The sequence below is a fragment of the Pseudomonas sp. SH10-3B genome, assembly GCF_019891415.1.
Classification (GTDB): domain Bacteria; phylum Pseudomonadota; class Gammaproteobacteria; order Pseudomonadales; family Pseudomonadaceae; genus Aquipseudomonas.
Map to the genome: position 1 here is coordinate 135,043 of NZ_JAFLXD010000002.1, position 23,476 is coordinate 158,518.

21 protein-coding genes are annotated in these 23,476 nt (G+C 59.2%); 13 read left to right on the forward strand and 8 right to left on the reverse strand.

The features are described from left to right. Nucleotides 1-35: 35 nt before the first annotated feature. The gene (locus J1G35_RS02595) at nucleotides 36-929 is read right to left on the reverse strand and encodes a LysR family transcriptional regulator (protein WP_223013294.1); all 894 of its coding nucleotides are present in this window, start codon (nucleotides 927-929) and stop codon (nucleotides 36-38) included. A gap of 100 nt (nucleotides 930-1,029) precedes the next feature. Between J1G35_RS02595 and J1G35_RS02600 the strand changes: the two genes are divergently transcribed. From J1G35_RS02600 to J1G35_RS02610, 3 genes are all read left to right on the forward strand, one after another. Continuing rightward, on the forward strand, nucleotides 1,030-2,199 hold the full coding sequence (locus J1G35_RS02600) for a mandelate racemase/muconate lactonizing enzyme family protein (protein ID WP_065939592.1): 1,170 nt from the start codon (nucleotides 1,030-1,032) through the stop codon (nucleotides 2,197-2,199). Between the two features lie 101 nt (nucleotides 2,200-2,300). After that, nucleotides 2,301-3,608: a C4-dicarboxylate transporter DctA gene (gene dctA / locus J1G35_RS02605; RefSeq protein ID WP_223013296.1), complete on the forward strand. Its 1,308-nt coding sequence runs from the start codon at nucleotides 2,301-2,303 to the stop codon at nucleotides 3,606-3,608. 123 nt (nucleotides 3,609-3,731) lie between these two features. Beyond that, nucleotides 3,732-4,604: an isocitrate lyase/phosphoenolpyruvate mutase family protein gene (locus tag J1G35_RS02610; protein WP_223013298.1), complete on the forward strand. Its 873-nt coding sequence runs from the start codon at nucleotides 3,732-3,734 to the stop codon at nucleotides 4,602-4,604. A 58-nt stretch (nucleotides 4,605-4,662) separates the two neighbouring features. Here the strand turns inward: J1G35_RS02610 and J1G35_RS02615 are convergent, their stop codons facing one another. After that, nucleotides 4,663-5,250, reverse strand: coding sequence for a TetR/AcrR family transcriptional regulator (locus tag J1G35_RS02615; protein WP_027603413.1), 588 nt, complete (start codon nucleotides 5,248-5,250; stop codon nucleotides 4,663-4,665). 100 nt (nucleotides 5,251-5,350) lie between these two features. On the opposite strand from J1G35_RS02615, the gene J1G35_RS02620 reads away from it, so the two are divergent. Continuing rightward, nucleotides 5,351-6,109 (forward strand): SDR family NAD(P)-dependent oxidoreductase, encoded by a 759-nt coding sequence (locus tag J1G35_RS02620; protein WP_223013299.1) that lies wholly within the window; start codon nucleotides 5,351-5,353, stop codon nucleotides 6,107-6,109. Between the two features lie 212 nt (nucleotides 6,110-6,321). Beyond that, entirely contained in the window at nucleotides 6,322-7,062 is a 741-nt protein-coding gene (locus tag J1G35_RS02625) for an NAD(P)-binding domain-containing protein (RefSeq protein ID WP_347709448.1), read from the forward strand. 66 nt (nucleotides 7,063-7,128) lie between these two features. On the opposite strand, the gene J1G35_RS02630 is transcribed toward J1G35_RS02625, so the two are convergent. After that, nucleotides 7,129-7,539, reverse strand: a complete 411-nt coding sequence (locus J1G35_RS02630; RefSeq protein WP_053138985.1) for a helix-turn-helix domain-containing protein — start codon at nucleotides 7,537-7,539, stop codon at nucleotides 7,129-7,131. 88 nt (nucleotides 7,540-7,627) lie between these two features. Between J1G35_RS02630 and J1G35_RS02635 the strand changes: the two genes are divergently transcribed. Continuing rightward, a complete protein-coding gene (locus J1G35_RS02635) occupies nucleotides 7,628-8,476 on the forward strand; it encodes an SDR family oxidoreductase (protein ID WP_223013303.1) in 849 nt (282 codons plus the stop codon). Between the two features lie 269 nt (nucleotides 8,477-8,745). Beyond that, on the forward strand, nucleotides 8,746-9,324 hold the full coding sequence (locus tag J1G35_RS02640) for a DUF1349 domain-containing protein (protein WP_223013447.1): 579 nt from the start codon (nucleotides 8,746-8,748) through the stop codon (nucleotides 9,322-9,324). 143 nt (nucleotides 9,325-9,467) lie between these two features. Here the strand turns inward: J1G35_RS02640 and J1G35_RS02645 are convergent, their stop codons facing one another. The 3 genes from J1G35_RS02645 to J1G35_RS02655 form a co-directional block, all read right to left on the reverse strand. Beyond that, nucleotides 9,468-10,661 (reverse strand): GGDEF domain-containing protein, encoded by a 1,194-nt coding sequence (locus J1G35_RS02645; protein ID WP_223013305.1) that lies wholly within the window; start codon nucleotides 10,659-10,661, stop codon nucleotides 9,468-9,470. 127 nt (nucleotides 10,662-10,788) lie between these two features. After that, nucleotides 10,789-11,271 (reverse strand): Lrp/AsnC family transcriptional regulator, encoded by a 483-nt coding sequence (locus J1G35_RS02650; protein WP_053138978.1) that lies wholly within the window; start codon nucleotides 11,269-11,271, stop codon nucleotides 10,789-10,791. After that, entirely contained in the window at nucleotides 11,264-11,434 is a 171-nt protein-coding gene (locus J1G35_RS02655) for a hypothetical protein (protein ID WP_223013307.1), read from the reverse strand. Before J1G35_RS02655 ends, J1G35_RS02650 begins: the two co-directional genes overlap by 8 nt. Before the next feature lie 26 nt (nucleotides 11,435-11,460). Here J1G35_RS02655 and J1G35_RS02660 point away from each other — a divergent pair, with 26 nt between their 5' ends. Continuing rightward, the gene (locus J1G35_RS02660; RefSeq protein ID WP_223013309.1) at nucleotides 11,461-12,501 is read left to right on the forward strand and encodes a zinc-dependent alcohol dehydrogenase family protein; all 1,041 of its coding nucleotides are present in this window, start codon (nucleotides 11,461-11,463) and stop codon (nucleotides 12,499-12,501) included. Between the two features lie 80 nt (nucleotides 12,502-12,581). Here the strand turns inward: J1G35_RS02660 and J1G35_RS02665 are convergent, their stop codons facing one another. Then, the gene (locus J1G35_RS02665) at nucleotides 12,582-13,937 is read right to left on the reverse strand and encodes an aromatic acid/H+ symport family MFS transporter (protein ID WP_223013311.1); all 1,356 of its coding nucleotides are present in this window, start codon (nucleotides 13,935-13,937) and stop codon (nucleotides 12,582-12,584) included. A 533-nt stretch (nucleotides 13,938-14,470) separates the two neighbouring features. Here J1G35_RS02665 and J1G35_RS02670 point away from each other — a divergent pair. Genes J1G35_RS02670 through J1G35_RS02690 form a run of 5 tightly spaced genes read left to right on the forward strand, consistent with a single transcriptional unit; the run spans nucleotide 14,471 to nucleotide 22,015 of the window. Next, nucleotides 14,471-16,903, forward strand: coding sequence for a TonB-dependent receptor (locus J1G35_RS02670; protein WP_223013313.1), 2,433 nt, complete (start codon nucleotides 14,471-14,473; stop codon nucleotides 16,901-16,903). Between the two features lie 44 nt (nucleotides 16,904-16,947). Continuing rightward, the gene (locus tag J1G35_RS02675) at nucleotides 16,948-18,561 is read left to right on the forward strand and encodes an ABC transporter substrate-binding protein (RefSeq protein ID WP_223013449.1); all 1,614 of its coding nucleotides are present in this window, start codon (nucleotides 16,948-16,950) and stop codon (nucleotides 18,559-18,561) included. Further along, entirely contained in the window at nucleotides 18,558-19,508 is a 951-nt protein-coding gene (locus tag J1G35_RS02680) for an ABC transporter permease (RefSeq protein ID WP_053138972.1), read from the forward strand. Before J1G35_RS02675 ends, J1G35_RS02680 begins: the two co-directional genes overlap by 4 nt. A 3-nt stretch (nucleotides 19,509-19,511) precedes the next feature. Further along, complete coding sequence (locus J1G35_RS02685) at nucleotides 19,512-20,396, forward strand: ABC transporter permease (protein WP_223013315.1); 885 nt, start codon at nucleotides 19,512-19,514, stop codon at nucleotides 20,394-20,396. Next, the gene (locus J1G35_RS02690) at nucleotides 20,393-22,015 is read left to right on the forward strand and encodes an ABC transporter ATP-binding protein (protein WP_223013317.1); all 1,623 of its coding nucleotides are present in this window, start codon (nucleotides 20,393-20,395) and stop codon (nucleotides 22,013-22,015) included. The genes J1G35_RS02685 and J1G35_RS02690 overlap by 4 nt, the downstream gene beginning before the upstream one ends. A gap of 3 nt (nucleotides 22,016-22,018) precedes the next feature. Here the strand turns inward: J1G35_RS02690 and J1G35_RS02695 are convergent, their stop codons facing one another. Next, nucleotides 22,019-23,350 (reverse strand): ABC transporter substrate-binding protein, encoded by a 1,332-nt coding sequence (locus tag J1G35_RS02695; RefSeq protein ID WP_223013319.1) that lies wholly within the window; start codon nucleotides 23,348-23,350, stop codon nucleotides 22,019-22,021. Nucleotides 23,351-23,476 lie beyond the last annotated feature (126 nt).

The window sequence follows — 23,476 nt, forward strand, 5'->3', positions numbered from 1 at the left end:
GACCCGCTTGGGTAGTGCGCGTAACTGGGCGCTCGTCATGTGGGAGCTTGCGCGTCACTACCCGCCCGGCTCCAAAACTCTTCAGCAGATTGACTGAGGATTGCTTTCGGGCGGGTCAGATGAATTTCCAGAGGTATGTCCCAGCTTTCGTCGAGCGCTCTGACTAAGCGCCCATCAAGCACTTCTTGCTCGGTAAGGCTCTTGGGCAGCCACGCCACACCTTTGCTTTCCAGGGCCATGGACATGAGTACCGCTGCAAGGTGGCTGCTGAAAAGCGGCTTGAGGTGAAGGTAATCTTCCTTGCCACGCAACCTGTGGGCGACGATACGTCCCAGTCCAGACTCATGGGTGTATGCGAGGTATGGCAATGCCGCGGGCGAGGTGCCGAAGTGAGTGGAAGCACTCGCAAGCGGAACGAGGACGTCCTCCCCCACCTTCTTGTTGGTGAACTGATCAGGCGCCAGTAAAGGCGGAACGTCGGGATGGCGGTGGCAGAGCAGGAACTGAACCTGACCATGTATCAGCATCTGCTCACAGACGGCCATGCTGTCCGAGTGCAGTTTCACTGCCTCAATGGGGGCACCGTTTTCTGAGCTTCGAAGCCACTTGGGAAAAAACGTAAACGACAGCGAATGAGTTGCCGCGAATTGCAACGACTTGGCGGCGATTCCTGCTACCTCTTGAGCCTCGTTGCGCATCCTGTACAAGTGTCGAGCCGCTTCCTGAGCACTGGGCAAAATTTGCCTTCCGGCCTCGGTAAGGGTTGCGCCTTGTGGTGTGCGCACAAACAACTCGACGCCCATCCAATTCTCCAGTGAGCGTACTCTTCGACTGAAGGCTGGCTGAGTAACATGGCGTGCCTCAGCGGCACGGACAAAGCTGCCGTACTCCGCAAGCGCTGAAAGATCTTCAAGCCAAACGAGTTCCAAGGGGCCATGCCTCCTGTGCATAGGGTCCGGCATTAATAGCATTGGGCGGGTGACATCGCAAAGCATAACGTGGGGCCACAAACAACAAGAGGAGCCCGTTATGCGTATCGTAGACATCCGTGAAAAAACAGTTTCCATTGCCTCCCCAATTGCCAATGCCTATATCGATTTTTCCAAGATGACCTGCTCGGTCGTCGCGGTCATCACCGATGTGATTCGCGATGGCAAACCCGTCATCGGCTACGGTTTCAACTCCAATGGCCGCTATGGCCAAGGCGCTCTGATGCGGGACCGTTTCCTGGCGCGTATCACGGAAGCTGATCCTGACACGCTCGTCGACCATGAAAACAACAACCTGGATCCGTTCGCCATCTGGAAAACCCTGATGACCAACGAAAAGCCAGGCGGCCACGGCGAGCGCTCGGTCGCGGTTGGCACCATCGACATGGCTGTATGGGATGCCGTCGCCAAGATTGAGGGCAAACCTCTGTATCGCCTGCTGGCTGACCGCTACCGTAACGGCGTGGCAGATGACAAGGTCTGGGTCTACGCAGCCGGTGGGTATTACTACCCAGGTAAAGACCAGACCAAGCTCAAAGCAGAAATGCAGAGCTATCTGGATCGTGGCTACGACGTCGTCAAAATGAAGATTGGGGCAGTACCGCTGGATGAGGATATTCGTCGCATCGAAGCGGTGCTTGAAGTGGTTGGTGACGGCCGTCGACTGGCGGTCGATGCCAACGGTCGTTTCGATCTACAGACCGGTATTGCTTACGCGGAAGCCATCAAGCAGTACAACCTCTTCTGGTACGAGGAGATCGGCGACCCGCTGGACTACGCACTTCAGGCTGAGCTCGCCAATCACTATGAGCTGCCCATGGCCACCGGGGAAAACCTGTTCTCCCACCAGGATGCCCGTAACCTTCTGCGTCACGGTGGAATGCGCCCTGATCGCGACTTCCTCCAGTTCGACTGCGCCCTGTCCTACGGGCTGGTGGAGTACATGCGCACCCTGAAAGTGATGGAAGACATGGGCTGGTCTTCCCGCCGCGTGGTTCCCCATGGTGGCCACCAGATGTCCCTGAACATCGCAGCCGGCCTGCACCTGGGTGGCAACGAATCTTACCCCGACGTGTTCCAGCCTTTCGGCGGCTTCGCCGACGGAATCAAGGTGGAAAATAGTTATGTCGGCCTGCCGGATATTCCAGGTGTTGGTTTCGAAGCCAAGTCCGCCTTGTACGCGGTCATGCGCGAGTTAGGCGAAGGCTAACAACCTCGGTCTGCGGTTTCTTTTAAAGGGGCCGCAGACTCAGGCGTCATCCACTGACGCCAAACCACATGCCCATCACAAAAATAAAATGAGGTGCTTCCGTGGAAATGTCCAAGTCCCGCTGGTACAGCCAGCTGTATGTGCAGGTGCTGATCGGTATCGTCATCGGCGCTGCAATCGGTCACTTTGAACCGCAATTCGGAGCCAAGCTTCAACCTTTTGCGGATGGCTTTATCAAACTCATCAAAATGCTGTTGGCGCCGATTATTTTCGGTACTGTCGTGGTGGGTATCGCCAAGATGGGCAGCATCAAGGAGGTCGGGCGGATCGGCGTCAAGGCGCTGCTCTACTTTGAAATCCTTTCAACCATTGCGCTGGTCATAGGCCTTATTGTGGTCAATGTCGTAAAGCCAGGCGCCGGGATGAATATCAACGCTACCACGCTTGATGCCAGCGCTATCGCCAAGTACAGCCAAGCCGCCAGTGAGCAGGGCGGGACTATCGATTTCTTTCTCAACATCATCCCGAGCACCTTCATTGGCGCATTCTCCAATGGCGTCATGCTTCAGGTCATCTTGATTTCGGTATTGATGGGCATCGCCCTCGTTCAAATGGGTGAAACCAGCAAACCGCTGATCAATACCATCGACTTGTTTCTGCAAGGACTGTTCAAGATCGTAGCAATGGTTATGCGCCTGGCGCCGATTGGCGCCGGCGCCGGGATGGCGTTCACGATAGGCAAGTACGGAATTGGTACCTTGCTGTCACTCGGCCAGTTGCTGGTCGCGCTCTACATCACCACCTTGATTTTCATCGTGGTCGTACTGGGGACGGTCGCTAGATGGTCGGGCATGCCGCTTATGCAATTTCTGCGTTATTTCAAAGATGAAATTCTCATCACGCTTGGCACCTGCTCAACCGAGGCCGTGCTTCCGCGAATGATGGTGAAACTTGAAAAGCTGGGCTGCAAGAAGTCAGTGGTGGGCATGGTGCTACCCACTGGATATGCGTTCAATGCGGATGGCACCTGCATTTACCTCACCATGGCGGCGATTTTTATCGCACAGGCAACCAATACGCCCCTGACGTTTATGGATCAGATGATTCTGCTGGGTGTCTTCCTGCTGACCTCAAAAGGCTCCGCTGGCGTGGCGGGTGCCGGGTTCATAACCCTTGCGGCAACGCTCACGACCATCCACTCCATTCCGTTGGTAGGCCTTGTCCTGCTGTTGGGCATCGACCGCTTCCTCAACGAAGCGCGTGCCGTGACCAACCTGATCGGCAACGGTATCGGCACCATCGCCATTGCCAAATGGGACAATTCCTTTGACGTCGAAGCCTGCGAGCGTGAAATTGCCGCAATGAAACACCAAAAAGCAGTGCGCAAAGCACTGTTGCCGCAAAAGTAATCAGCACAATTTACCGGTCATTTGCGCGTCAACCATGGCCATGACCGGTCGTGATTTCCAGGTCTCGTTCAACGCGGGACGATCCCAACGAAGACCGCGAATGAAGTGGATGGAGCCGAAAAAATGATCGAGCGATCTCATCATGAATTGCGCAAGACGTTTGGTGACTTACTTCACGGAACCGCCTGTAAATTTGCCGCGTCCGTATTCGATCCTATCTCGGTTCGTATGGCGTCCGACCTTGGCTTTGAGGTTGCCATCCAAGGTGGTTCCGTCGCCTCGCTTCAAGTGCTCGGGGCACCTGACATTGCACTGCTCACGCTTGATGAATACGTTGAACAGGTTTCTAGAGTCGGGCGGGCCAGTCAGATCCCAATCATCGGCGACGCTGATCATGGGTTCGGTAACGCACTTAATGTCATGCGAACAGTGACCGAGCTTCAGAAAGCCGGTGTTGCCGCTCTGACGCTGGAAGACACCCACCTCCCGGCCAAGTACGACGAGCAGTCGAACGTGCTTATCGAAAGGCAAGAAGCCGCAGCCAAGATCTACGCTGCGCGATTTGCCCGTTCAGATGATGCGCTCAGCATCATTGCCAGAACGAATGTGGCCGCTACCACGTTGGAAGACTCCATCGCTCGCACTGCGGCCTATCAGAAGGCTGGGGCAGATGCAATTTGCCTGGTTGGCGTTAAGGATTTCCAGCACCTGGAAGCACTCACGGCACACCTCAGCGTGCCCATCATGCTGATCAACTACGGCAATCCGGCCCTGAGTGATGTCGAGAAACTGAGTGCCGCCAATGTGCGGGTCGTGGTCAATGGGCATGCCCCTTATTTGTCCGCAATCAAAGCGACCTACGAGGCGCTGCGCGAACAAAGCGGCACACACGCAAACGAGCTTTCCCTTCCTGAGCTGCTTTCAAAATACACGCTCTCGGATAACTATCGTGAGTGGGCCAAGACCTACTTGAAGTCAGGGCACGATTCAAATTGAACCTGAACGGGCGGGCGGAGTGACCACTAGGTTGCTGGCAATAGGGCTGCCCTAAAGGCTACACGTTTTTCTTCAGGCTCTCGGGGCTGCCAGCGCACAGACCATCCATCACCAGGTTCATCAATCTGGCGAGACGCGAGCGCCATTCACTCTGGGCATCCATTTGCCATATGCCAGCAATGGCTAGAAAGAAATCGTCGTTAGTAATCCCGCTACGAATAGTTCCGGCCTTTTCATTCGCCCTCAAAAGCAACTCGGCGGCGGCCTGGACTGGAGCATATCCCGATTTCCCTGGGAACTCGTAAACAGACGCAGCTTGTTGAATCGCAGCAGCGAGTCCTGCCTTTGTCATTGCGTATTCAGCGAGGCTGTCCATCCATTCCCGCAGGGCCTCCTTGGGCGGTTTTGTCGCGAGAAGCTGTTCCGCCAACGATGCCACCTGTTGCATCTCGAATTGATAGACCTCGAATACCAGTTTCTCTCGGGTGGCGAAGTGGCGATAGAACGTGCCCTGCCCCACCCCGGCCTTCTTCGCAATCGTGCTCAACGCAACCGCAGGATCGCTGGTCAGCTCGAGCACAGCGACTTCCAGTATCCGTTCGCGGTTTTTCTTGGCGTCAGAACGCATCACCAATTCGTCAGTCATGGGCAAAGTTTTCCTTCATTGCATTGCTAATCGGACAATTGTCCGGTAATTTTCATCAAGCGGACACTTGTCCGTTTAAGCGTCGTTTCTGGAGTTTACTATGAACAGCACTGGCAACACGATTCTGGTTACTGGCGGCACCTCAGGCATCGGCCTCGGTCTGGCGCTCAGGCTTCACAAGGCGGGCAACACCGTCATCATTGCAGGTCGTCGCAAGGCTCTGCTCGACAAGATCGTGTCGGAGCATCCGGGGATTGAATCCGTCGTGCTGGACGTCTGCGATCCACAATCCATCCAACGCAGCAGTACAGCGCTTGCGGCCAGCCATCCGAATCTGAACGTCCTTATAAACAACGCCGGGATCATGCACTGGGAGGATCTGACTGATCCGCAAAGCCTGAGCACGGCCGAAGATATCGTGACCACGAACTTACTTGGCACGATTCGTATGGTTTACGCGTTCACTCCCCACTTGATCAAGCAGCCCAGTGCAACGATTGTGAATGTCAGTTCGGCCTTGGCATTTGTCCCGCTGCCTGCAACACCTACCTACAGCGCAACCAAAGCTGCAGTTCACTCGTTCACTCAAAGTCTTCGAGTTCAGCTAGAGAACTCGCCGGTTGAGGTTATAGAGCTTGCGCCGCCGGGGGTGCGTACCACTTTACTGGGGCAGGAAAACGACGAACACGCCATGCCCCTGGAGGAGTTTTTGGATGAAATCTTCGAACTGCTCGAGATCTCTCCGACCCCACGCGAACTTGTCGTCGAGCGCGCCAAACCCTTACGGTTTGCTGAAGCGAACGGATCACATGATGAGGTCTTGAAAATGCTTGCGGACTACAAACCACCGGCAGAATGACGTCAACCGTATGAGTAGCCTCTGCTGCTTACCTGGACACTCAATGGGTGCTCGCTCAGCGTGCTCAGTTTTAAACAGATAAGTTCGCCGTCGCCATGATGGATCTCGAGAGCGGTGCCATGGAAAATCAATTTGAAGCGCTCATTTCGCAGCGCTCAAGAATTGATCGGCACCGCTTAATAGCTTGATTATTGTTCGTAGGTGAGGATGCGATTGAAATGAAAATCGGAATTATCGGCGCAGGCAACATTGGCGCAACTCTTGCCCGAAAGCTCGCTGCGTGCGGCCATGAAGTCAAACTGGCAAACTCGAAGAGTCCCCATACCCTTGAGAACCTTGCCAACAAAATCGGTGTACACGCGGTGACCAAAGAAGATGCAGTCTCCGACGTGGAAGCCGTGATCCTCTCGATCCCCTTTGCAAAGTACCCGGATCTGCGGCAAACATTGAGCCGTATTCCCGAGAGGGTCGTCATCATCGACACCTCCAATTACTATCCCGAACGAGACGGGGCGATCAAAGAGGTGGACGACGGCAAGCCCGAAAGCGTTTGGGTAAGCGAGCAGATTGGCCACCCGGTTGTTAAGGCATGGAACGCCGTCCTCGCAGCAACGCTTGCCGACCACGGCCAACCCGTCGGGTCCTCCTCACGCATAGCCTTACCTGTCGCTGGCGGTGACATCAATGCTCAGAGGATCGCGCAAGATCTTGTAGAGGATACCGGCTTCACCGCGCTTGCCGCTGGTGGCCTGGAAGACTCGTGGCGTCAGCAACCAGGTACACCTGCCTATTGCACCGAACTCAAGTTGCCAGCGTTGAAGTCGGCCTTGTGCGCGGCAGATAAGTTGAGGGCGCCTCAAAACCGGGATGCCCTGATGGCCACGTTCATGACGCCCGGTGGCCATTTCACACACGAGGACATTGTTGCCATGAATCGGGAACTGACCGCCTGACTATCGGATTGGAGGGCCTCTCACCTAAAGTCCCGCCTGAGTGCTCAATCAGAGGTCGCAAGCCCGTTATGAAATCTGGCGAGAACGTTGTTCATCCAAAATCTTTGGCAGATTGCCTTCGATCCAGTCAACCAGGCCTTCAACATGGCGGGCTACTTCAGTTCCCATAGGGGTAAGGCTGTACTCAACGTGAGGTGGCACAACCGGATAGGATTTGCGCAGGACGAAACCATCGAGTTCCAAAAACTGGAGGGTCTGCGCAAGCATCTTTTCGCTGACGCCGCCAATCTTGCGACGCAGATCGCTGAAGCGATGCGTACCCGCGAGCAAGGCCACCAATACCAATACTCCCCAGCGGCTGCTGACGTGCTGGAGCACAATCCTTGAAGGACAATCCGGGTCGAATAATTCACCGCTGCGCAGCCGGTTGGCCACTGTTGCGGGACGGGTTGCTCCCGAGGGCTCGGAATCTGACATGCTTACTTACCTTTAGGTACGTACTTACGAAAAGTTAGTTAAGGCCCTACTCTGCCTGCTCTATCACTTTTTGTAAAAGGAACCGCTCATGATCGCCGTCACCGGAGCCACCGGCCAACTGGGTCGCCTCGTTGTCCAGCAACTCAAGCAAAAAGTCCCCGCGTCCAACCTGGTCGCGCTGGTGCGCAGCCCTGACAAGGCCAGTGATCTAGGCGTGGACGCACGGGCTGCCGACTACGACAATCCGACAACGCTGGTCGCGGCGCTCAACGGAGTCGACACGCTTCTACTTATTTCCTCGAGCGAAATAGGCAAGCGACTCTCACAGCATCGAAATGTCATCAACGCCGCAAAGCAAGCCGGTGTGAATCGCGTTGTTTATACAAGTTTACTGCACGCGGATACCTCTTCATTGAGCCTCGCCGAGGAGCATCGGCAAACGGAAGCCGAGCTCAAAGCGTCGGGGTTGGCATTCACGATATTGCGTCATGGTTGGTATACCGAGAACTACACCGGCTTTATCGCTGGCGCGTTATCGGCCGGTGTATTTATCGGCAGTGCCGGTGACGGAAAGATTGCCGCGGCGACACGGGAAGATTTCGCCCAGGCTGCTGCCGTCGTGCTGACCCGCGGCGATCAAGAGGGGAAGGTTTACGAGTTGGCGGGTGACAGCGCCTGGACGTTATCGGAACTCGCAGCCGAGGTTTCTCGGCAAACGGGTAGGAACATTCCCTACAAGAACTTGCCTGAAAGTGACTACGCCTCTGCGTTAATCAATTTCGGCCTCCCGGAGCCGCTCGCACATGCCCTGGCGGGCTGCGATATCAGCGCATCCAAAGGCGCACTTTTCGACGACAGCCATCAGCTTTCGACGCTGATCGGCAGAGCCACGACCTCCCTTTCAGCGGCAGTGGCAATTGCTCTCAAAGGGCAATGATCAGAGAGGGCCATGACGCCGCCTCGAAGGTTAGGAGTGACCTTCGAGCTTGAGGGGTTCGAGGACTCCAACGCTTTTGCTCGCGCCTTTCAAGCGTGGACTGGAAGTACGCCACTCAAAGTGAGGGCTCAAAATGGAAAATCCCAGCAAACCCTTGACTAATATTTCGGACGAATAAGAGATTACCAATATTCAGCGATCAAATTACGGAGGCAAGTTCGGTGGGTAAAAAACGGATTGCAGCGATCAGTCAGCGTTTTGAAGAGTCAATTTGGCGAACTGCCAACTGGCTGAATGAGCCGAGCCATTGCCTCGCCTATTCAGATGACTCATTGGAAGTGATTACGGATTTCCAGACCGATTTTTGGCGTGAAACTCACTATGGATTCATACGAGATAGCGGGCATTTTCTAGGGTTTAAAACAACGGGTGGCTTCACCGCTCAAGTGAGAGTCAGCGCCGAGTTCCGCGAGCTTTATGATCAAGCGGGGATTATGGTCAGGCTCAATGAACAGACCTGGGTCAAGGCCGGAATAGAGTTTAACGATGGAAACCCAATGATCAGCAGCGTGCTCACCCAAGGCCGGTCAGACTGGACGCCAGGCTGCTTTCCTGGAGACCCAGGCAATTTTTGGCTTCGTGTGACCGTTTCCGATGGTGTGCTGCGCTTGCAATATTCAACAGATGGAGTGAGTTGGCCACTGCTCAGACTTGCACCCTTTCCAGAGGCGGAAAGTTACCAGGTGGGCCCTATTTGCTGCACACCCCAGCGCCAAGGGTTGAAGGTAAGATTTTCTGAATGGTCTTTGACGCCTCCCTTGGGCCGAGATTTACATGATTTAAGCTAATGATCATCCTGATTCGTGCAGCCGATGCACCGATAAGCATGAAGTAAAGCTTTTGTAGGGTCTCCATTCAACGTCCGGGAGAAGTGTTCGAACAGCCACGGGCAAAGCTCACCTTCAGGCTTGTGAAACAAGACCGTCCCCGCTCACTGCTCGATGACACAAACGGGGTTAGTTTTACCGTGCTGCTCGTGCGGCGGTGCCAGACACAAGGTGTTGCGTCCCAGCCCCTTGGCTTCATAAAGAGCGGCATCCGCACGGGCAAGCAGGCTGGCCGTGGTGTCGACGTCGTCTGGCACCACGCAGCAAACTCCGATACTGATGCGCAGTGAGATAACTGCCTCGCCAAACCGAGCCGGTGACTCAGCCACCGACGCGCGCAACGCGTCCAGGACCGCCACGGCGTCTTCGGGGCTGGTGCGGGGAAGCAACACCAAAAACTCCTCGCCCCCATAACGACCAATGCTGTCGGATTCACGAAGTCGCTGGGTGAGATGGTTGACGCAGTGGCAAATCACCTCATCACCCGCCAGGTGTCCATACACATCGTTGATTTGCTTGAAATGGTCGATGTCGACCATCGCCACCGCCAGGTAGGAAGCGTCTCGACGCGCGCGCTCTATCTCTTTGGAAAACTGTTCGAGTACAGCCCTGCGATTGAGAATCCCGGTCAGCACATCCCTTAGCGCCAGGCGCTGGAATAGTGACTCACTGCGTTCCTTGGCGAGCAGCACCAGTCCGAGGGAAATCATCATTGCGGTGAACGTGCCGATACTGACCGAAATGGTTTGCTTGAGGTTACTGACGTCATAGCGCATCTCGGCAGCCCCGCCGCCGATGATAGCGACCACCCGCATGCCCAAACCGATCAGGCTGATACTCGATCCGATGATCAATAGCATGCGCGCACGCCCCTGAGCGGGGATGTAGCGGCGCGTCCAGTAAATGATCAAGGCGCACTGCACCATCAACACAAGCGTGGCGGCCAGCATTCGCGGCTCCAGCGTGTCGATCAGGCTGACCATCAATGCGAGCATCAATGCAGCAGGCGCAAATATCCGCCACCAAGAGACGGGCAATTCAACGATCCGAAAGATGCTGGCCCCGTAAAAGGCCAGCGCAACCGCCAGCAATGTGTTCGCCGCCCCGTAGGTCAACCACAACGGGGCGTGGCCGTATAGGGTATATCCCACGTATGCCAGGGCATGCGCTAACAAACCAAAGCCAATGGTCAGCAAGCCGTCACGCTGGTTGAACTGGCCGACCAATATCAGACAAAACGCCATGATCGTCGCCACTAAGGCGACGCAGGCAAAAAGCGTGGGGGTATGGGCAATCATCAAGTCTCACCAGGCGCTGTCAGGAGCAGCTCGGGTGGAGTTTAGTCGAGTAGACAGTCCCTCATATCGTCAATTCGCCTGCAAGCCAGGGCCAGGATAAGCAGCTTCGCGCCCGGCCCGACAACACTCAGATACTCAAGAGCTCGGTGACGGGCAGTCGATTGGTGGTCTTCAGCTCTCGCAAGGAGAGGTTCGACCGAATGCTTGAAACGCCAGGCAGCTTCCTGAGGACTTTTTCAACAAAGCCGCTATAGCTGTCCAAATCCCGTGCAACCACCTCAAGCAGAAAGTCCGCCTCCCCCGTTGTGTTATGGCAACTCAGTACCTGTGGGGCCGCCCGGATAATCCTTTCAAACGTCGCCGTGGCTTCTTCGCTGTGATCAGTGCACGAGATCTGGACAAAAGCCTTCAGGCCCAGCCCGAGTTTCTTTCGATTGAGAATGGCTTGGTATCCCTCGATAACGCCGCATTCTTCAAGCCGTCTTTGCTTGCGCCAACAGGACGCTTCGCTAAGCGAGAGCTGCTCGGCCAGCTTGACATTCGACAGCTTGCCGTCCCGCTGCAGACGCTCTGAGATCGCAATATCGGCCTTATCAAGCTGGTCAATCATGAAATAATTCCTCATATTCAGGCTTAAAAATGAAGGTTAATTTCAATTCTTGCGCTCCGTCAATTGCAACTTGAAGAGTAATTTCAAGGCGTTCATTCATAATGGAAATGCCTGGATCGTGCTGCTTGGGAAGCGAGCCGAGGGTGCTGGAGACAGGTCGCATCGCCCATCCAAACATAGGTAATTTGAATGAAAGCAGTCGTCTACGAAGCCTTTTCCAAGCCACCGCGCCTGATGAACGTGGCAGATCCGTCCCCGGAGCGTCATGGTGTGGTGATCCAGGTCCTTGGCACCGGGGTGTGCCGCAGCGACTGGCATGGCTGGAAAGGTCATGACCCCGACATTGAACTGCCGCATGTACCGGGTCATGAGCTGGCGGGCATCGTGGCCGAGGTGGGCAACGACGTCACGCGGTGGAAGGTCGGCGACCGTGTGACTGTGCCATTCGTGGGCGGGTGTGGTGCTTGTGCAGAGTGCAACAGCGGCAATCAGCAGGTGTGCCACACGCAGTTCCAACCCGGCTTCACCCATTGGGGTTCTTTTGCCGAATACGTCGGCATCCATCAGGCCGACCTGAACTTGGTCGCGTTGCCTGAGAGCATGGACTTCGCTACCGCTGCAAGCCTGGGTTGTCGCTTCGCCACCTCGTTCCGTGCAGTCGTTGACCAAGGCAAAGTCAGCGCCGGTCAGTGGGTAGCGGTCCACGGCTGCGGAGGCGTAGGCCTGTCTGCCGTGATGATCGCCCAAGCCATCGGCGCGAACGTGATCGCCATCGATATTTCCCAGGAAAAACTCGAACTGGCACGCGCACTCGGCGCCGTCGCGACCATTAATGCCCAGTGCGTCGCGGACGTCAGCGAAGCCGTGCTGGAAATCACTCAAGGCGGCGCCCACGTGTCGCTGGACGCATTGGGCCACCCAACCACGTGTTTCAACTCCATCAACAACCTGCGCCGTCGCGGCAAACACATCCAGGTGGGGCTGATGCTCGCCGATCACGCCACGCCAGCGGTGCCCATGAGCAAGGTCATCGCGCACGAGCTTGAGATCTACGGTAGCCACGGGATGCAAGCGCATCGCTATGACGCCATGATCGAGATGATCACCTCAGGCAAGCTGACGCCTGAAAAACTCGTGGGTAAAACCATCAGCCTTGAGCAGTCCATCGACGCGTTGATGAATATGGACCGCTTCGAGACGGCAGGTGTGACCGTCATCACCGAGTTTTAACCCACGCCTCCCTGAGTCGCGGCATGCAACAGATTGCCCGGCTCGTCAGGCGCTGGTGGTGACGCAGTCGTGGAAGCGACTTAACGCTGGAGATCCGGCGTTGAAGTGAGCTGGGCAGCCGGCAACGCGACAGCGCTGCGCCGCTCATTCAAGGCGAACACAGTCATCGCCAGCGCCGCAATGGCACCGGGAATGGCGAAAGCCATGAAGTTCAATTGCAGGGGCAGTTCGATTGCCATCAGCGCACCGCCCAGCAGCGGGCCGACGATGGCGCCATTGCGACCGACGCCGGACGCCCAGCCCAGGCCCGTGGCACGCATGGAAAGGCCATAGAGTTGCGCCGCCCCCGCGTACAGCAGGATTTGCGTGCCGATGGTGGTAGCGCCCGCGATAAAGATCAGCAGGTACAGGACCGGCATCGGACTGTTGATGCCCAAGAGGCTGATCGATAGCACCGCAGCGATAAAAAAGCCGATCACCACCTTCACCAGGTTCAGCCGATCCCCCAACCAACCGCCGATGAGTGCGCCTGCCATCCCGCCCAGGTTCAGCGCAATCAGGAACGACAGGCTTGAGCCCAGGCTGTAGCCGGCGCCGGCCATCAGCTTGGGCAGCCACGAGCTCAAGGCATAGACCATCAGCAGGCAGCAGAAAAACGCCGTCCAGATCATCGCCGTGCGCACCGCCAAACCTTCGCGAAACAGCGCCATCACCGAGGCGCCCTGGCCTTTGCCGTCGGTGATGAGCAACTCGTCCCCCGCATTGATCGGGGTACCCGGCGACAAGCGATTAAGCAGCACCCGTGCCTGTTCCACGCGGCCCTGGCGGATCAGGAAAGCGATGGATTCAGGCAACCAGTACATAATCAGCGGCAACAGCAGCAGCGGGATCACTGCGACGAAAAACATCGACGACCAACCGAAGCTCGGCAGCATGAAAATCCCCACGCTGGCCGCCAGCATGCCCCCTAGGGAATAACCGCCGAACATGACCGCCATCAGGGTGCTACGCACTTTCTTCGGCGCATATTCGTTGATCAGGGCCGCAGCGTTGGGCATCAATCCGCCACAGCCGAGCCCGGCGATAAAGCGGCAGATGCCGAACTCGGTGGGGCTGCTGGCAAAGCCGTTGACCACGGTGGCAATGCTGAACAACACAAAACAGAACACGATGCCCTTCTTGCGGCCCCAACGGTCCGCCAGGGTGCCGAACACCAGCGCGCCGAACATCATGCCGAACAGCGCATAGCTGCCCAGGACGCCGGCTTCCATGGGTGTCAGCCCCCACTCGCGCATGATCGACGGCAGGACCACGCCGTAGATGAACAGGTCATAGCCATCAAAGATCAACAGCAGCGCACACAGGCTCAGGACCAACCAGTGAAAACGATTGAACGGCGCATTATCAATAATCGAATGGACATCATGGGTACGCATGGCAGTGCTCTCTTTTTTGTTGTTGTGAGTCAATGTCTGCAGGTGGAGTGCGCGTGAGCCGAGGTCACGATGCTCGCCAGGGCGTGAACCTGGATGTGCTCACTTAAAAGCACGCTCAGGGTTGCGCCTCTGTCAGTTACCGGGCTCAGGCTGATGCCTGGGGTTGCGACCGTCCAATATGGATAAGGTCTGCATGAATACCCTGGAGGTATGCTGATACGACGCAGCGCGATACGCCGCGGCGGGCGGTTTGCCAGTGCCTTGGGCGGCGAAATGTCTTGATACGCGTTCGTCGATCCGCTGTTTTGTGAGCCGAACGTTCCCGCCATGGCAAGGCATCACCACATAATAAAAATAGATGATTTTATAAATTCACAAGATAACAATTTATAATAATTAGCTTATTCCAAAAAAGACTTTCCCCAAGGTTTTTTATAGAGATATCTTCATTTCACAGACCGACCCCATGCCTGGCGGAGGACGTACCCCGACCACCAGGAGCCTTCAGCAGGCTTACATGGACCCTTTCCGACATGCCAGACCTCACCTCCCCACTGCCCCTCAGAAAATTCCACCTGTCACTGCTGACCAGCTCCCTGCTGCTGGCAGGCGCGCCCTCCTTCGCCGAGGCCGCCGCCGAGGATGCCCAGCTTGGCACCGTCACCGTGATCTCCACCGGCCTGCGTGGCCAGCAGCGCACAGTGGCCGACAGCCCGGCGCCGATTGATGTGATCAACAGCGAGCAGTTGCTCAAGACCGGGCGTGCCGAGTTGTCCGAGGCGATTGCCAAGCTGCTGCCGTCGTTCAACTTCGGCACCAATATCGCCGGCTACAACTCGGTGACCCGCCCGCTGAGCAACCGCAGCCTTGGTCCGGCCTACACCCTGGTGCTGGTCAACGGCAAACGCCGGCACAACGGCGCCACCGGTCAGCGCGGCTCGATCGACAACAGCGGCGCCAATGCGGTGGACATCGACCTGATTCCGGTCAGTTCGGTGGACCACATCGAGGTGCTCAAAGACAGCGCGGCGGCCCAGTACGGTTCTGACGCCGTGGCCGGGGTGATCAATATCATCCTCAAGACCGGCAACAGCGGCGGGCACCTGGAAACCAGTTATGGGCAGTTGTTTTCCGGCCAGGGGGAAACGATCAAGGTGGCCGGCGACCAGGGTTTCAAGCTCGGCGACGGCGGCTTTTTCCACCTCTCTGCAGACGCACGCAAACGCGGCGAAGCAGCGTGGAACGACAAGGCCGACAGCAGCGTGCGCGCCTTCAACGACCCCGCCAAGGAAGCGGCCTGGGACCGCGTGGCCATCAAGAACGGCGACCCGGACCTGAAGGCCTTCAACCTCGCCTACAACGCCGAACTGCCCCTGGAAGACCTGACGCTCTACTCGTTCTCCACCTACGGCGAGCGCGATGCCGAGGCCGCCAACTACTTCCGCCTGCCGACCGGCCGGGCCGCCGTGCCCGAGGTGTTCCCCGACGGTTACTACCCACTGAACAACATCAAGGACCGCGACTACCAACTGCTGTTCGGCGGCAAGGGCCAAGCGGCCGAGTGGAACTGGGACCTGAGCACCACCTACGGACGCAACAACGTCCACCATTCCAGCGACCTGAATATAAACCCGTCCCTGGGCACCGCCTCGCCGACCAAGTTCGACAACCTGGCGACCTTCCGCTTCGAGCAGTGGGTGAACAACCTGGACATCACCCGCCGCTACGACAGCCTGTTCAACCTGACCTCGCCGGTGCAGGTGTCGGCCGGCCTGGAGCATCGCTGGGAACATTTCAGCACCTTCGCCGGTGACCCCGAGGCCTATATCACCGGCACCTACCCGGCGGCATCGGGCGCACAGGCGGCGGTGACGATTCGCCCGGAGGATGAAGTCAGCTTGATCCGCAACAACTACGCCGGCTACCTGGACCTGGGCTTCGACCTGACCGAACGCTGGTTTCTCGATGTCGCCGGGCGCATCGAACATTACGATGACGACTCGGGCAACACCTTCGGCCTCAAAGTGAATTCGCGCTACGAACTGACCGACAGCGTGGCCGTGCGCGGCACCGTCGGCACCGGCTTCCGTGCACCGTCACTGACCCAGATCGGCTACACCGTGGCCGACAACCGGGTGGCCGTCGACGTGAACGGCAACGTGGTGCCTGCCGTGACCCGCCTGACCCCGTCGGGCAGCAACCTGGCCAAGGCCTTGGGCGGCGATGACCTCAAGCCGGAAAAGTCACGCAACCTCGGACTGGGCTTGACCTGGCAGCCGGCACCGCGCACCAGCATCACCGCCGACGCTTACCTGATCGACATCGACGACCGCATCGCCCTGACCAGCAATATCTACGATCAGGGCAACGGCGTGATCAACGGCATCCTCACCGCCCAAGGCGTGCCCTCGGGGACCTGGGTCAACTACTACACCAACGCGTTCGATACCCGCACCCGTGGCCTGGACGTGGTCGCCGACCACACCACGCCGCTGGATGCCTGGGGCGATGTGCGCTGGAGCCTGGGCTTCAACTGGAACAAGACCACTATCGAAGGCACCCGGGACACCCCGAGTGCGCTGGCCAACTCCGGCGTCACCCTGGTGGGCCGCGACCGCGAAGGCGATCTCACGCAAGCCTCGCCCAAGACCAAATGGATCCTGGGCGCCAACTGGAAGGTCGAGGACCTCGCCGTGAACCTGCAGACCAGTCGCTATGGCGCGGTCAAGACCCTGGCGGTCAACCCCACCGGCGACCGCAGCTTCGGTGCGAAATGGATCACCGACCTGGACGTCAGCTACACCTTCGTCGACCAGATCACCGTCAGCATCGGCGGCACCAACATCTTCGACGTGCGCCCCGACCGGCACGCCGTCTACAGCAACCTGGGCCTGGCGCCCTACGGTAACCCGCCGTTCTACCCCGGCGGCGGCTACTGGTACACCAAGCTGGCCTACGACTTCTAAGCCAATCGCCATACGAGGGCATCCCATTGAACACCTCCAACTTGATGAGCCGTCTATTGGCCCCTTGCGTCCTGGCGTTGAGCCTGGCCGCCTGCTCGCCTGCGGGCAGTGACAGCCAGGCCGGCCAGACCCTGAACATCGCCTTCTTTGGCGACAACACCATCCTGGTCAGCGTCGACCCGTTCCAGGTCTATTGGCTCGAACACCGGGTGCTGCTGCGCAATATCGCCGAATCCCTCACCGACCAGGACCCGGAAACCGGCAAGATCATTCCCTGGCTGGCGAAAAGCTGGGAAGTCAGTGACGACGCGTTGACCTACACCTTCCACCTGCGCGACAACGTCACCTTCAGCAACGGCGAACGCTTCGATGCCAAGGCCGTGAAAACCGCGTTCGACAGCAACAAGGCACTGGCTACCGAACTGCCGGCCACCTTCGGCGCGACGTACCTGGCGGGCTTCGATCACGCCGAAGTGGTCGACAACTTCACCGTCAAGCTGGTGCTCGCCAAGCCCAATGCGGGCTTCCTGCAGGCGACCTCCACGACCAATCTGGCCATCCTCGCGCCGGCCTCCTACGCGCTGAGCGTCAAGGAGCGGTCGCTCGGCAAGATCATCGGTACCGGCCCGTTCGTATTGGCCAGCTACACCCCGGAAGTCGGCGCGCACCTGACCAAGCGCAAGGGTTACGCCTGGGCGTCGGCGAATATGAAAAACCAGGGCGAAGCGCACCTGGATGCGGTGGACGTCACCTACATCCCCGAGGAAAGCGTGCGTAACGGCCTGTTCCTGCAAGGCAAGGCCGACATTCTTTGGCCACGCAACCCGTTCTCGGAAGTCGACCTGAAACTGTTCCAATCCAAGGGCGCGACTATCCAGAGCCGCTCGCTGCCAGGCCCCTCCCTGAACCTGTTGCCCAACACCCGTGGCGGTCGCGTATTGGCCGATAAACAGGTGCGTCTCGCCGTGCAGAAAGCCATCGACCGCAAGAGCTACGCGAGTACCGTCTACAACGACGAGTTCGCGGTGGTAGACGGCATCTTTGATGTGACCACGCCTTACTTCAAGAGCCAGGGCGCCAAGCTCGCCTACGACCCGACGGGCGCCGAGCGCCTGTTGGACAATGCCGGCTGGGCCAAAGGGGCAGACGGCTACCGACAGAAGGACGGTAAGCGCCTGAGCCTGAACTACAACGTCATGCAGGCCGAGACCGCAGGCGACGTGCTGCTGCAGGACCAACTGCGCAAGGTCGGCATTGAAGTAAAACTCAGCGTGGTAACGCGTGCCGAATGGGTCGCCAACAACTCCGCCGGCAACTACGACCTGACGATCAGCTACATGACCCGCGCCGATCCGATCATCCTGCAAACCATCCTTGATCCACGTACCGCCAACAGCTCAACCGTAGCGACGAACATCTTTGAGCCACACGTGCTTGAGCGCGCCAAGGGCTTGTTTGACGCCGGCATCACCGCCACCCAAAGCGCTCAAAGGGCGGCAGCCTACGGCGACCTGCAGGACCTGCTGATCGACGAAGGCTCGGCGTTCCCGGTGTATGAGCGCGTGTGGCAGGCCGCGACGTCGCCCAAAGTGAAAAACTTCCGCTGGACCGCCGAAGGCTTTGCCCTGTTGGGTGACATCGAGGTCGGCACGCCATGAGCCGCTACCTGATCGGCCGGGTCGGCCAGGCGCTGCTGGTGCTATGGGGGGCCTATAGCATCACCTACTTCATCCTCTATCTGCTGCCGGGCGATACCTTGTCGATCATGCTCAGTGCGTCCGGTATGGAAGCCGACGCCCTGTCGGTGGAAGACCTGGCCAAGGCGCGCGCCTACTACGGGCTGGATAAAGGCCTGTTCGAGCAATATATCGACCTGCTCCTGGGTGCACTGCACGGTGATTTCGGGCAGTCACTGTCGCTCAATCGCCCGGTGGCCGAGTTACTCGCCGAACGCCTGCCCCAGACGCTGTCCCTGGCCGGCCTGGCGATTGTGCTGTCGCTGCTCGGCGGTATCGGCCTGGCTTACCTCACCGCGTACATCCGCTGGCAACCGTTGAAAAAAGCCCTGGCGCGCTTGCCGTCCCTGGGCTTTTCGGTGCCGGTGTTCTGGATGGGCTTGCTGCTGATCCAGGTGTTTGCATTTGGCCTGGGCTGGTTTCCCGCCACCGGCAGCAAGGGCTTCGAAAGTCTGGTGCTGCCGGCAGTCACCCTGGCGATTCCGAGCGCCGCGGTGTACGCCCAGGTGCTGCAACGCAGCTTCCAGGGCGTGTGGAAGGAGTCCTATATCGTCACCGCCTACGCCAAGGGCCTGAGCCGGGGCCAGGTGCAGGCCCGCCACGCCTTCAGGAATGCGGCGCTGCCGATCCTCACCCTGATCGGCCTGCAGGTGGGTAACACCGTGTCCGGTGCGGTGCTGGTGGAAACCATCTTCGCCCGCTCCGGCATCGGCCGCCTGGCCCAGGAGGCGGTGTTGCGCCAGGACATTCCGGTGGTGCTGGCCATCGTCGCAGTTTCGGCGGCGGCATTTGTCCTGGTGAACCTGCTGGTGGACCTGTTGTATCCGTGGCTCGACCCGCGCATCTCCCACACGCCAAAGGTGTCCTAGACCATGACGACGCTTACCCAGAAACTGAGCCGCAGCGAAACACTCTGGCGCCGCCGCAGCCCCTGGCAACGCGCGACGGCGACACTCTTGCCATTGCTGCGCCGGCCAGGGTTCAGCCTGGCGGTGCTGGTGGTGCTGTTCTCGCTGGTCGCCGCCGTGACGCCGCAGTTGCTGAGCAGCTTCGACCCTTACGCCACCGCGCCCGCCGCCAAACTCAGCGCCCCCAACCTGACCCACTGGTTCGGCACCGATGAGCTGGGCCGCGACCTGTTCACCCGCGTGGTGTACGGCGCCAGCCTGTCAGTGCTGGCCGCCTCCCTGGCCGTCGGCATCGCACTGGTGGGCGGGCTGGGGCTGGGCATTTTGTCCGGGTTTGCCGGTGGCCGTATCGATGCGGTGATCATGCGCTTTGTCGATGTGCTGCTCGCCCTGCCCGGCCTGCTGCTGGCCCTGGCGATTGTCACGGCCATCGGCTTCGGTACGGTGCCCGTGGCGATTGCCGTGGGCATCGGCATCATTCCGGGCTTTGCCCGCACCACCCGCGCCGAAGTGCTGCGGGTGAAAACCCTGCCCTATGTCGAAGCCGCTCGCCTGGGCGGTGCCAGTTGGGGCCGCACCTTGTTGCGGCACATTCTGCCCAACGCCTGGGGCCCGGTGGCGGTGTTGGCCACCCTGGATTTCGGCGCGGCGATCCTTGCCACCGCCGGCCTGAGTTTTCTCGGTTTCGGCGCAGCACCACCGGCGGCGGAATGGGGCACGTTGATTGCCAACGGCCGGCACTTCCTGATCACTGCGCCGTGGGTCTCGTTATTGCCTGGCCTGTTCCTGGTCGCCGTGGTGTTCAGCCTTAACCATATTGCCCGCACGTTCGAGGAGATGCAGCGATGAGCGCCCTGCCCCCATTAGTCGATGTTCGCCACCTCAGTGTCAGCTATGGACACGGCCATACGGCGGTCAATCGCCTGTCACTGACCCTCGCCCAAGGCGAGACGCTGGCGATTGTCGGTGAATCCGGCTCTGGCAAGACGACCCTGGCCAACGCCATTCTCGGCCTGCTGCCCGTTAACGCGCAGATCAGCGCCGGCGAGCTGTGGGTCGACGGCACCGACCTGACCCACGCCAGCGAACGCCAGAAACGCACTTTGCGTGGCCGCACCATCGGCCTGGTGCCCCAAGACCCGATGGTCAGCCTCAATCCGACCCTGCGCATCGGCCAGCAAATTGCCGAGGCGCTGATACTCGCCAAGGGCAAACGCTACCCGGCTGTCGACGCCGACATTGTCGAGCTGCTGCAACAGGTGGGCATCGACAAGCCGGTACTGCGCGCACGCCAGTATCCCCATGAGCTTTCCGGCGGCATGCGCCAGCGCGTGCTGATCGCCATCGCCCTGGCTGGCAACCCGCGCCTGATCATCGCCGACGAGCCCACCAGCGCCCTCGATGTGACGGTGCAGCGCAAGATCCTCGACCACTTGCAGCGTTTGGTCAGTGAGCGTGGCATTTCCCTGCTGATCATCACCCATGACCTGGGCGTAGCCCTCGACCGTGCCGACCGCGTCCTGGTGATGCAACAGGGCGAAGTGGTCGAACAAGGACCGCCACGGCAGATCCTCGCGCGCCCCAGCCACGATTACACCCGCGCGCTGATTGCCGCCGCTCCCGCCTTCGCCAAGCGGCGTGAGCCATTGATCAACCTCGACATCGGGCACCAGCCGATCCTGCGCCTGCACAACGTCGGCAAGACCTTTGCCCTGCCCAAGGTCAAGGGCGAAGCTTCTACGTTCGTGGCCTTGGAGGATCTGAGCCTGGAGGTGTACCCCGGCCAGACCCTGGCCATCGTCGGCGAGTCCGGCTCGGGCAAGAGCACGGCGCTGCGCATCGCCCTGGGCCTGGACAAACCCAGCCAGGGACGGGTCTGGTTCGAACAACAGGACGTCACCGACCTCAGTTGGCGCGACTTCCGCCCACTGCGCCAACGCCTGCAACTGGTGCAACAAAACCCCTTCGCAGCGCTGGACCCACGCTTCACGGTATTCGACAGCATTGTGGAGCCGCTGGTCTCGTTCGGCTTGCTCAAGGGCGCCGCCCTGGAGCAGGCAGCGCGGGAGTTGATCAGCCGCGTGCACCTGCCGGTGAGCTTTCTGGATCGTCTGCCCCGTGAACTGTCGGGTGGGCAGTGCCAACGGGTCGCCATCGCCAGGGCCTTGGCGTTGAAACCCGACCTGCTGTTGCTGGATGAACCGGTCAGCGCCCTGGATGTGTCGGTGCAGGCGCGTATTCTCGACTTGCTGCAAGAGCTGCAACGGGAGATGGGCATTGCCTACGTGCTGGTGTCCCACGACTTGTCAGTGGTGGCCAACTTCGCCCATGAGGTGCTGGTGCTGCGCAATGGCCGCGTGGTTGAGCAAGGCTCGGTGGCGCAGATCTTCAACCAGCCGGCCAGCGACTACACCCGTGAACTGATTGCCGCCATCCCTGGCCGGCAACTTACGGCAAGCGCCGCCTGAGATTTACTGCGCCGAGCAGTCCCGCGCCACGATGCCCTTCTCCTGGGCATACGCGGCGGACTTGGCTTCGATCAATGGGCGCAACGTGGCGCGGTCGGCTTGCAGCCAGTCGGTCACCAGCACCCACTTTTGCCCATCCCACTGCCGCACCCGGGCGGACCCGCCGCCTTCATGGTCGGCGCAGGACAATGTCAACGGCGCCAACAGCCCTTCGAAGCCCATGGCCTTGAGGCGTGCAGCGTCGATATTCAGGTGTTCGAACGCCCAGCGGGTTTCCTCGCCGTTCAGCGCGCGGTTGCCGAATTTGGCCTGGCCGGTGCGCAGCGCTTCGACAGCAATCGCGGCGTTGATCAGGCCGATGTTGTAGTAGACCTTGCCGAAGTAGCTGAGGTCCTTGAGGTTGCTCTTGCCGGGATCGAGGATGAACTGCTTGAGCTTTTTATGGATCTCGAAGCTGTCGCCACCGGGGAACGGCGCCAGCGCCTGGTAGCCCTTGGCAGCGGTGCCGGCGGGTATCACGTCGGCTTCGGAGCCGGCCCATACATCACCGATCAGGCGGTCCACGGGGATGCCAAAACGCACGGCGGTCTTGATGCCGACCGGGGTGGACACGCCCCACGTGCGCAGGAACACCCAGTCCGGGTTGATCTGGCGTACCTGGCGCCATTGGGTCGACTGCTCGTTGCCGGGATCGGCCACGGGGATCTGGATGTTCTCGAAGCCATACTTTTGCGCGAGCAACTGCATGGCCGCCTGGGTTTCGCGGCCGTAGGCGGAGTCGTGGTAGACGGTGACGATCTTCTTGCCCTTGAGCTTGTCCAGGCCGCCTTCGCGCTGGGCGATGTAGTTGATGCCCACCGACGCCTGGCCGTAGTAGTTGAGCAACAGCGGGAACGCGTAAGGGAACACGCGGCCATCGGTGGATTCGGTACGCCCACCGGCGCCGTCGATCAGCGGGATGTGGTCAACGGCGGCGCGGTCCATCAGTGCATAGGAGGCCGGGGTGCTGTGGGTGAAAAAGAACCCGGTGGGCGCGCCGTCCAGGCCGCCTTTGTAGCGCTCGTAGCATTCAATGATGCGGTCGGTCTTCCACTCCGTCTCGCATTCCTGCCAGACCAGCTTGACGCCGTTCACGCCGCCTTCGACCTCGTTGATGTAGCGAAAGTAATCAATCTCCCCCGCCCACCACGGAATACCGCTGGAAGCGTAGGCGCCGACCCGGTAGGTGGCCAGCGGGATGAACTGTTGATCGTTGGCGGCCTGGGCAACAGGCCCGCCGAAGACGCCGAGTGCCAGCAGGCTGGCGATGACTGTGCGTTGCAAGACGTTGTGCATGGGTTCGGTTTCTTATGAAAGGTGAGGTTTCCCTCCCGTTGTCGGGTCAGCGCCAATCGGGTCACAACACAATTCATGCCAAGCCTATAAGCCCCTCATTTCGAGGGTTGGCGCTGTACCAGTCAC

What these genes read in the sequence shown, in the direction of transcription:
- J1G35_RS02690 (WP_223013317.1), top strand. Translation starts at nt 20,393, where the DNA reads ATGAGCGCCCTGCCCCCATTAGTCGATGTTCGCCACCTCAGTGTCAGC.
- J1G35_RS02670 (WP_223013313.1), top strand. Translation starts at nt 14,471, where the DNA reads ATGCCAGACCTCACCTCCCCACTGCCCCTCAGAAAATTCCACCTGTCA.
- J1G35_RS02675 (WP_223013449.1), top strand. Translation starts at nt 16,948, where the DNA reads ATGAGCCGTCTATTGGCCCCTTGCGTCCTGGCGTTGAGCCTGGCCGCC.
- J1G35_RS02680 (WP_053138972.1), top strand. Translation starts at nt 18,558, where the DNA reads ATGAGCCGCTACCTGATCGGCCGGGTCGGCCAGGCGCTGCTGGTGCTA.
- J1G35_RS02655 (WP_223013307.1), bottom strand. Translation starts at nt 11,434, where the DNA reads ATGCGACCTGTCTCCAGCACCCTCGGCTCGCTTCCCAAGCAGCACGAT.
- J1G35_RS02610 (WP_223013298.1), top strand. Translation starts at nt 3,732, where the DNA reads ATGATCGAGCGATCTCATCATGAATTGCGCAAGACGTTTGGTGACTTA.
- J1G35_RS02660 (WP_223013309.1), top strand. Translation starts at nt 11,461, where the DNA reads ATGAAAGCAGTCGTCTACGAAGCCTTTTCCAAGCCACCGCGCCTGATG.
- J1G35_RS02630 (WP_053138985.1), bottom strand. Translation starts at nt 7,539, where the DNA reads ATGTCAGATTCCGAGCCCTCGGGAGCAACCCGTCCCGCAACAGTGGCC.
- J1G35_RS02600 (WP_065939592.1), top strand. Translation starts at nt 1,030, where the DNA reads ATGCGTATCGTAGACATCCGTGAAAAAACAGTTTCCATTGCCTCCCCA.
- J1G35_RS02635 (WP_223013303.1), top strand. Translation starts at nt 7,628, where the DNA reads ATGATCGCCGTCACCGGAGCCACCGGCCAACTGGGTCGCCTCGTTGTC.
- J1G35_RS02650 (WP_053138978.1), bottom strand. Translation starts at nt 11,271, where the DNA reads ATGATTGACCAGCTTGATAAGGCCGATATTGCGATCTCAGAGCGTCTG.
- J1G35_RS02620 (WP_223013299.1), top strand. Translation starts at nt 5,351, where the DNA reads ATGAACAGCACTGGCAACACGATTCTGGTTACTGGCGGCACCTCAGGC.
- J1G35_RS02665 (WP_223013311.1), bottom strand. Translation starts at nt 13,937, where the DNA reads ATGCGTACCCATGATGTCCATTCGATTATTGATAATGCGCCGTTCAAT.
- J1G35_RS02685 (WP_223013315.1), top strand. Translation starts at nt 19,512, where the DNA reads ATGACGACGCTTACCCAGAAACTGAGCCGCAGCGAAACACTCTGGCGC.
- J1G35_RS02615 (WP_027603413.1), bottom strand. Translation starts at nt 5,250, where the DNA reads ATGACTGACGAATTGGTGATGCGTTCTGACGCCAAGAAAAACCGCGAA.
- J1G35_RS02695 (WP_223013319.1), bottom strand. Translation starts at nt 23,350, where the DNA reads ATGCACAACGTCTTGCAACGCACAGTCATCGCCAGCCTGCTGGCACTC.
- J1G35_RS02645 (WP_223013305.1), bottom strand. Translation starts at nt 10,661, where the DNA reads ATGATTGCCCATACCCCCACGCTTTTTGCCTGCGTCGCCTTAGTGGCG.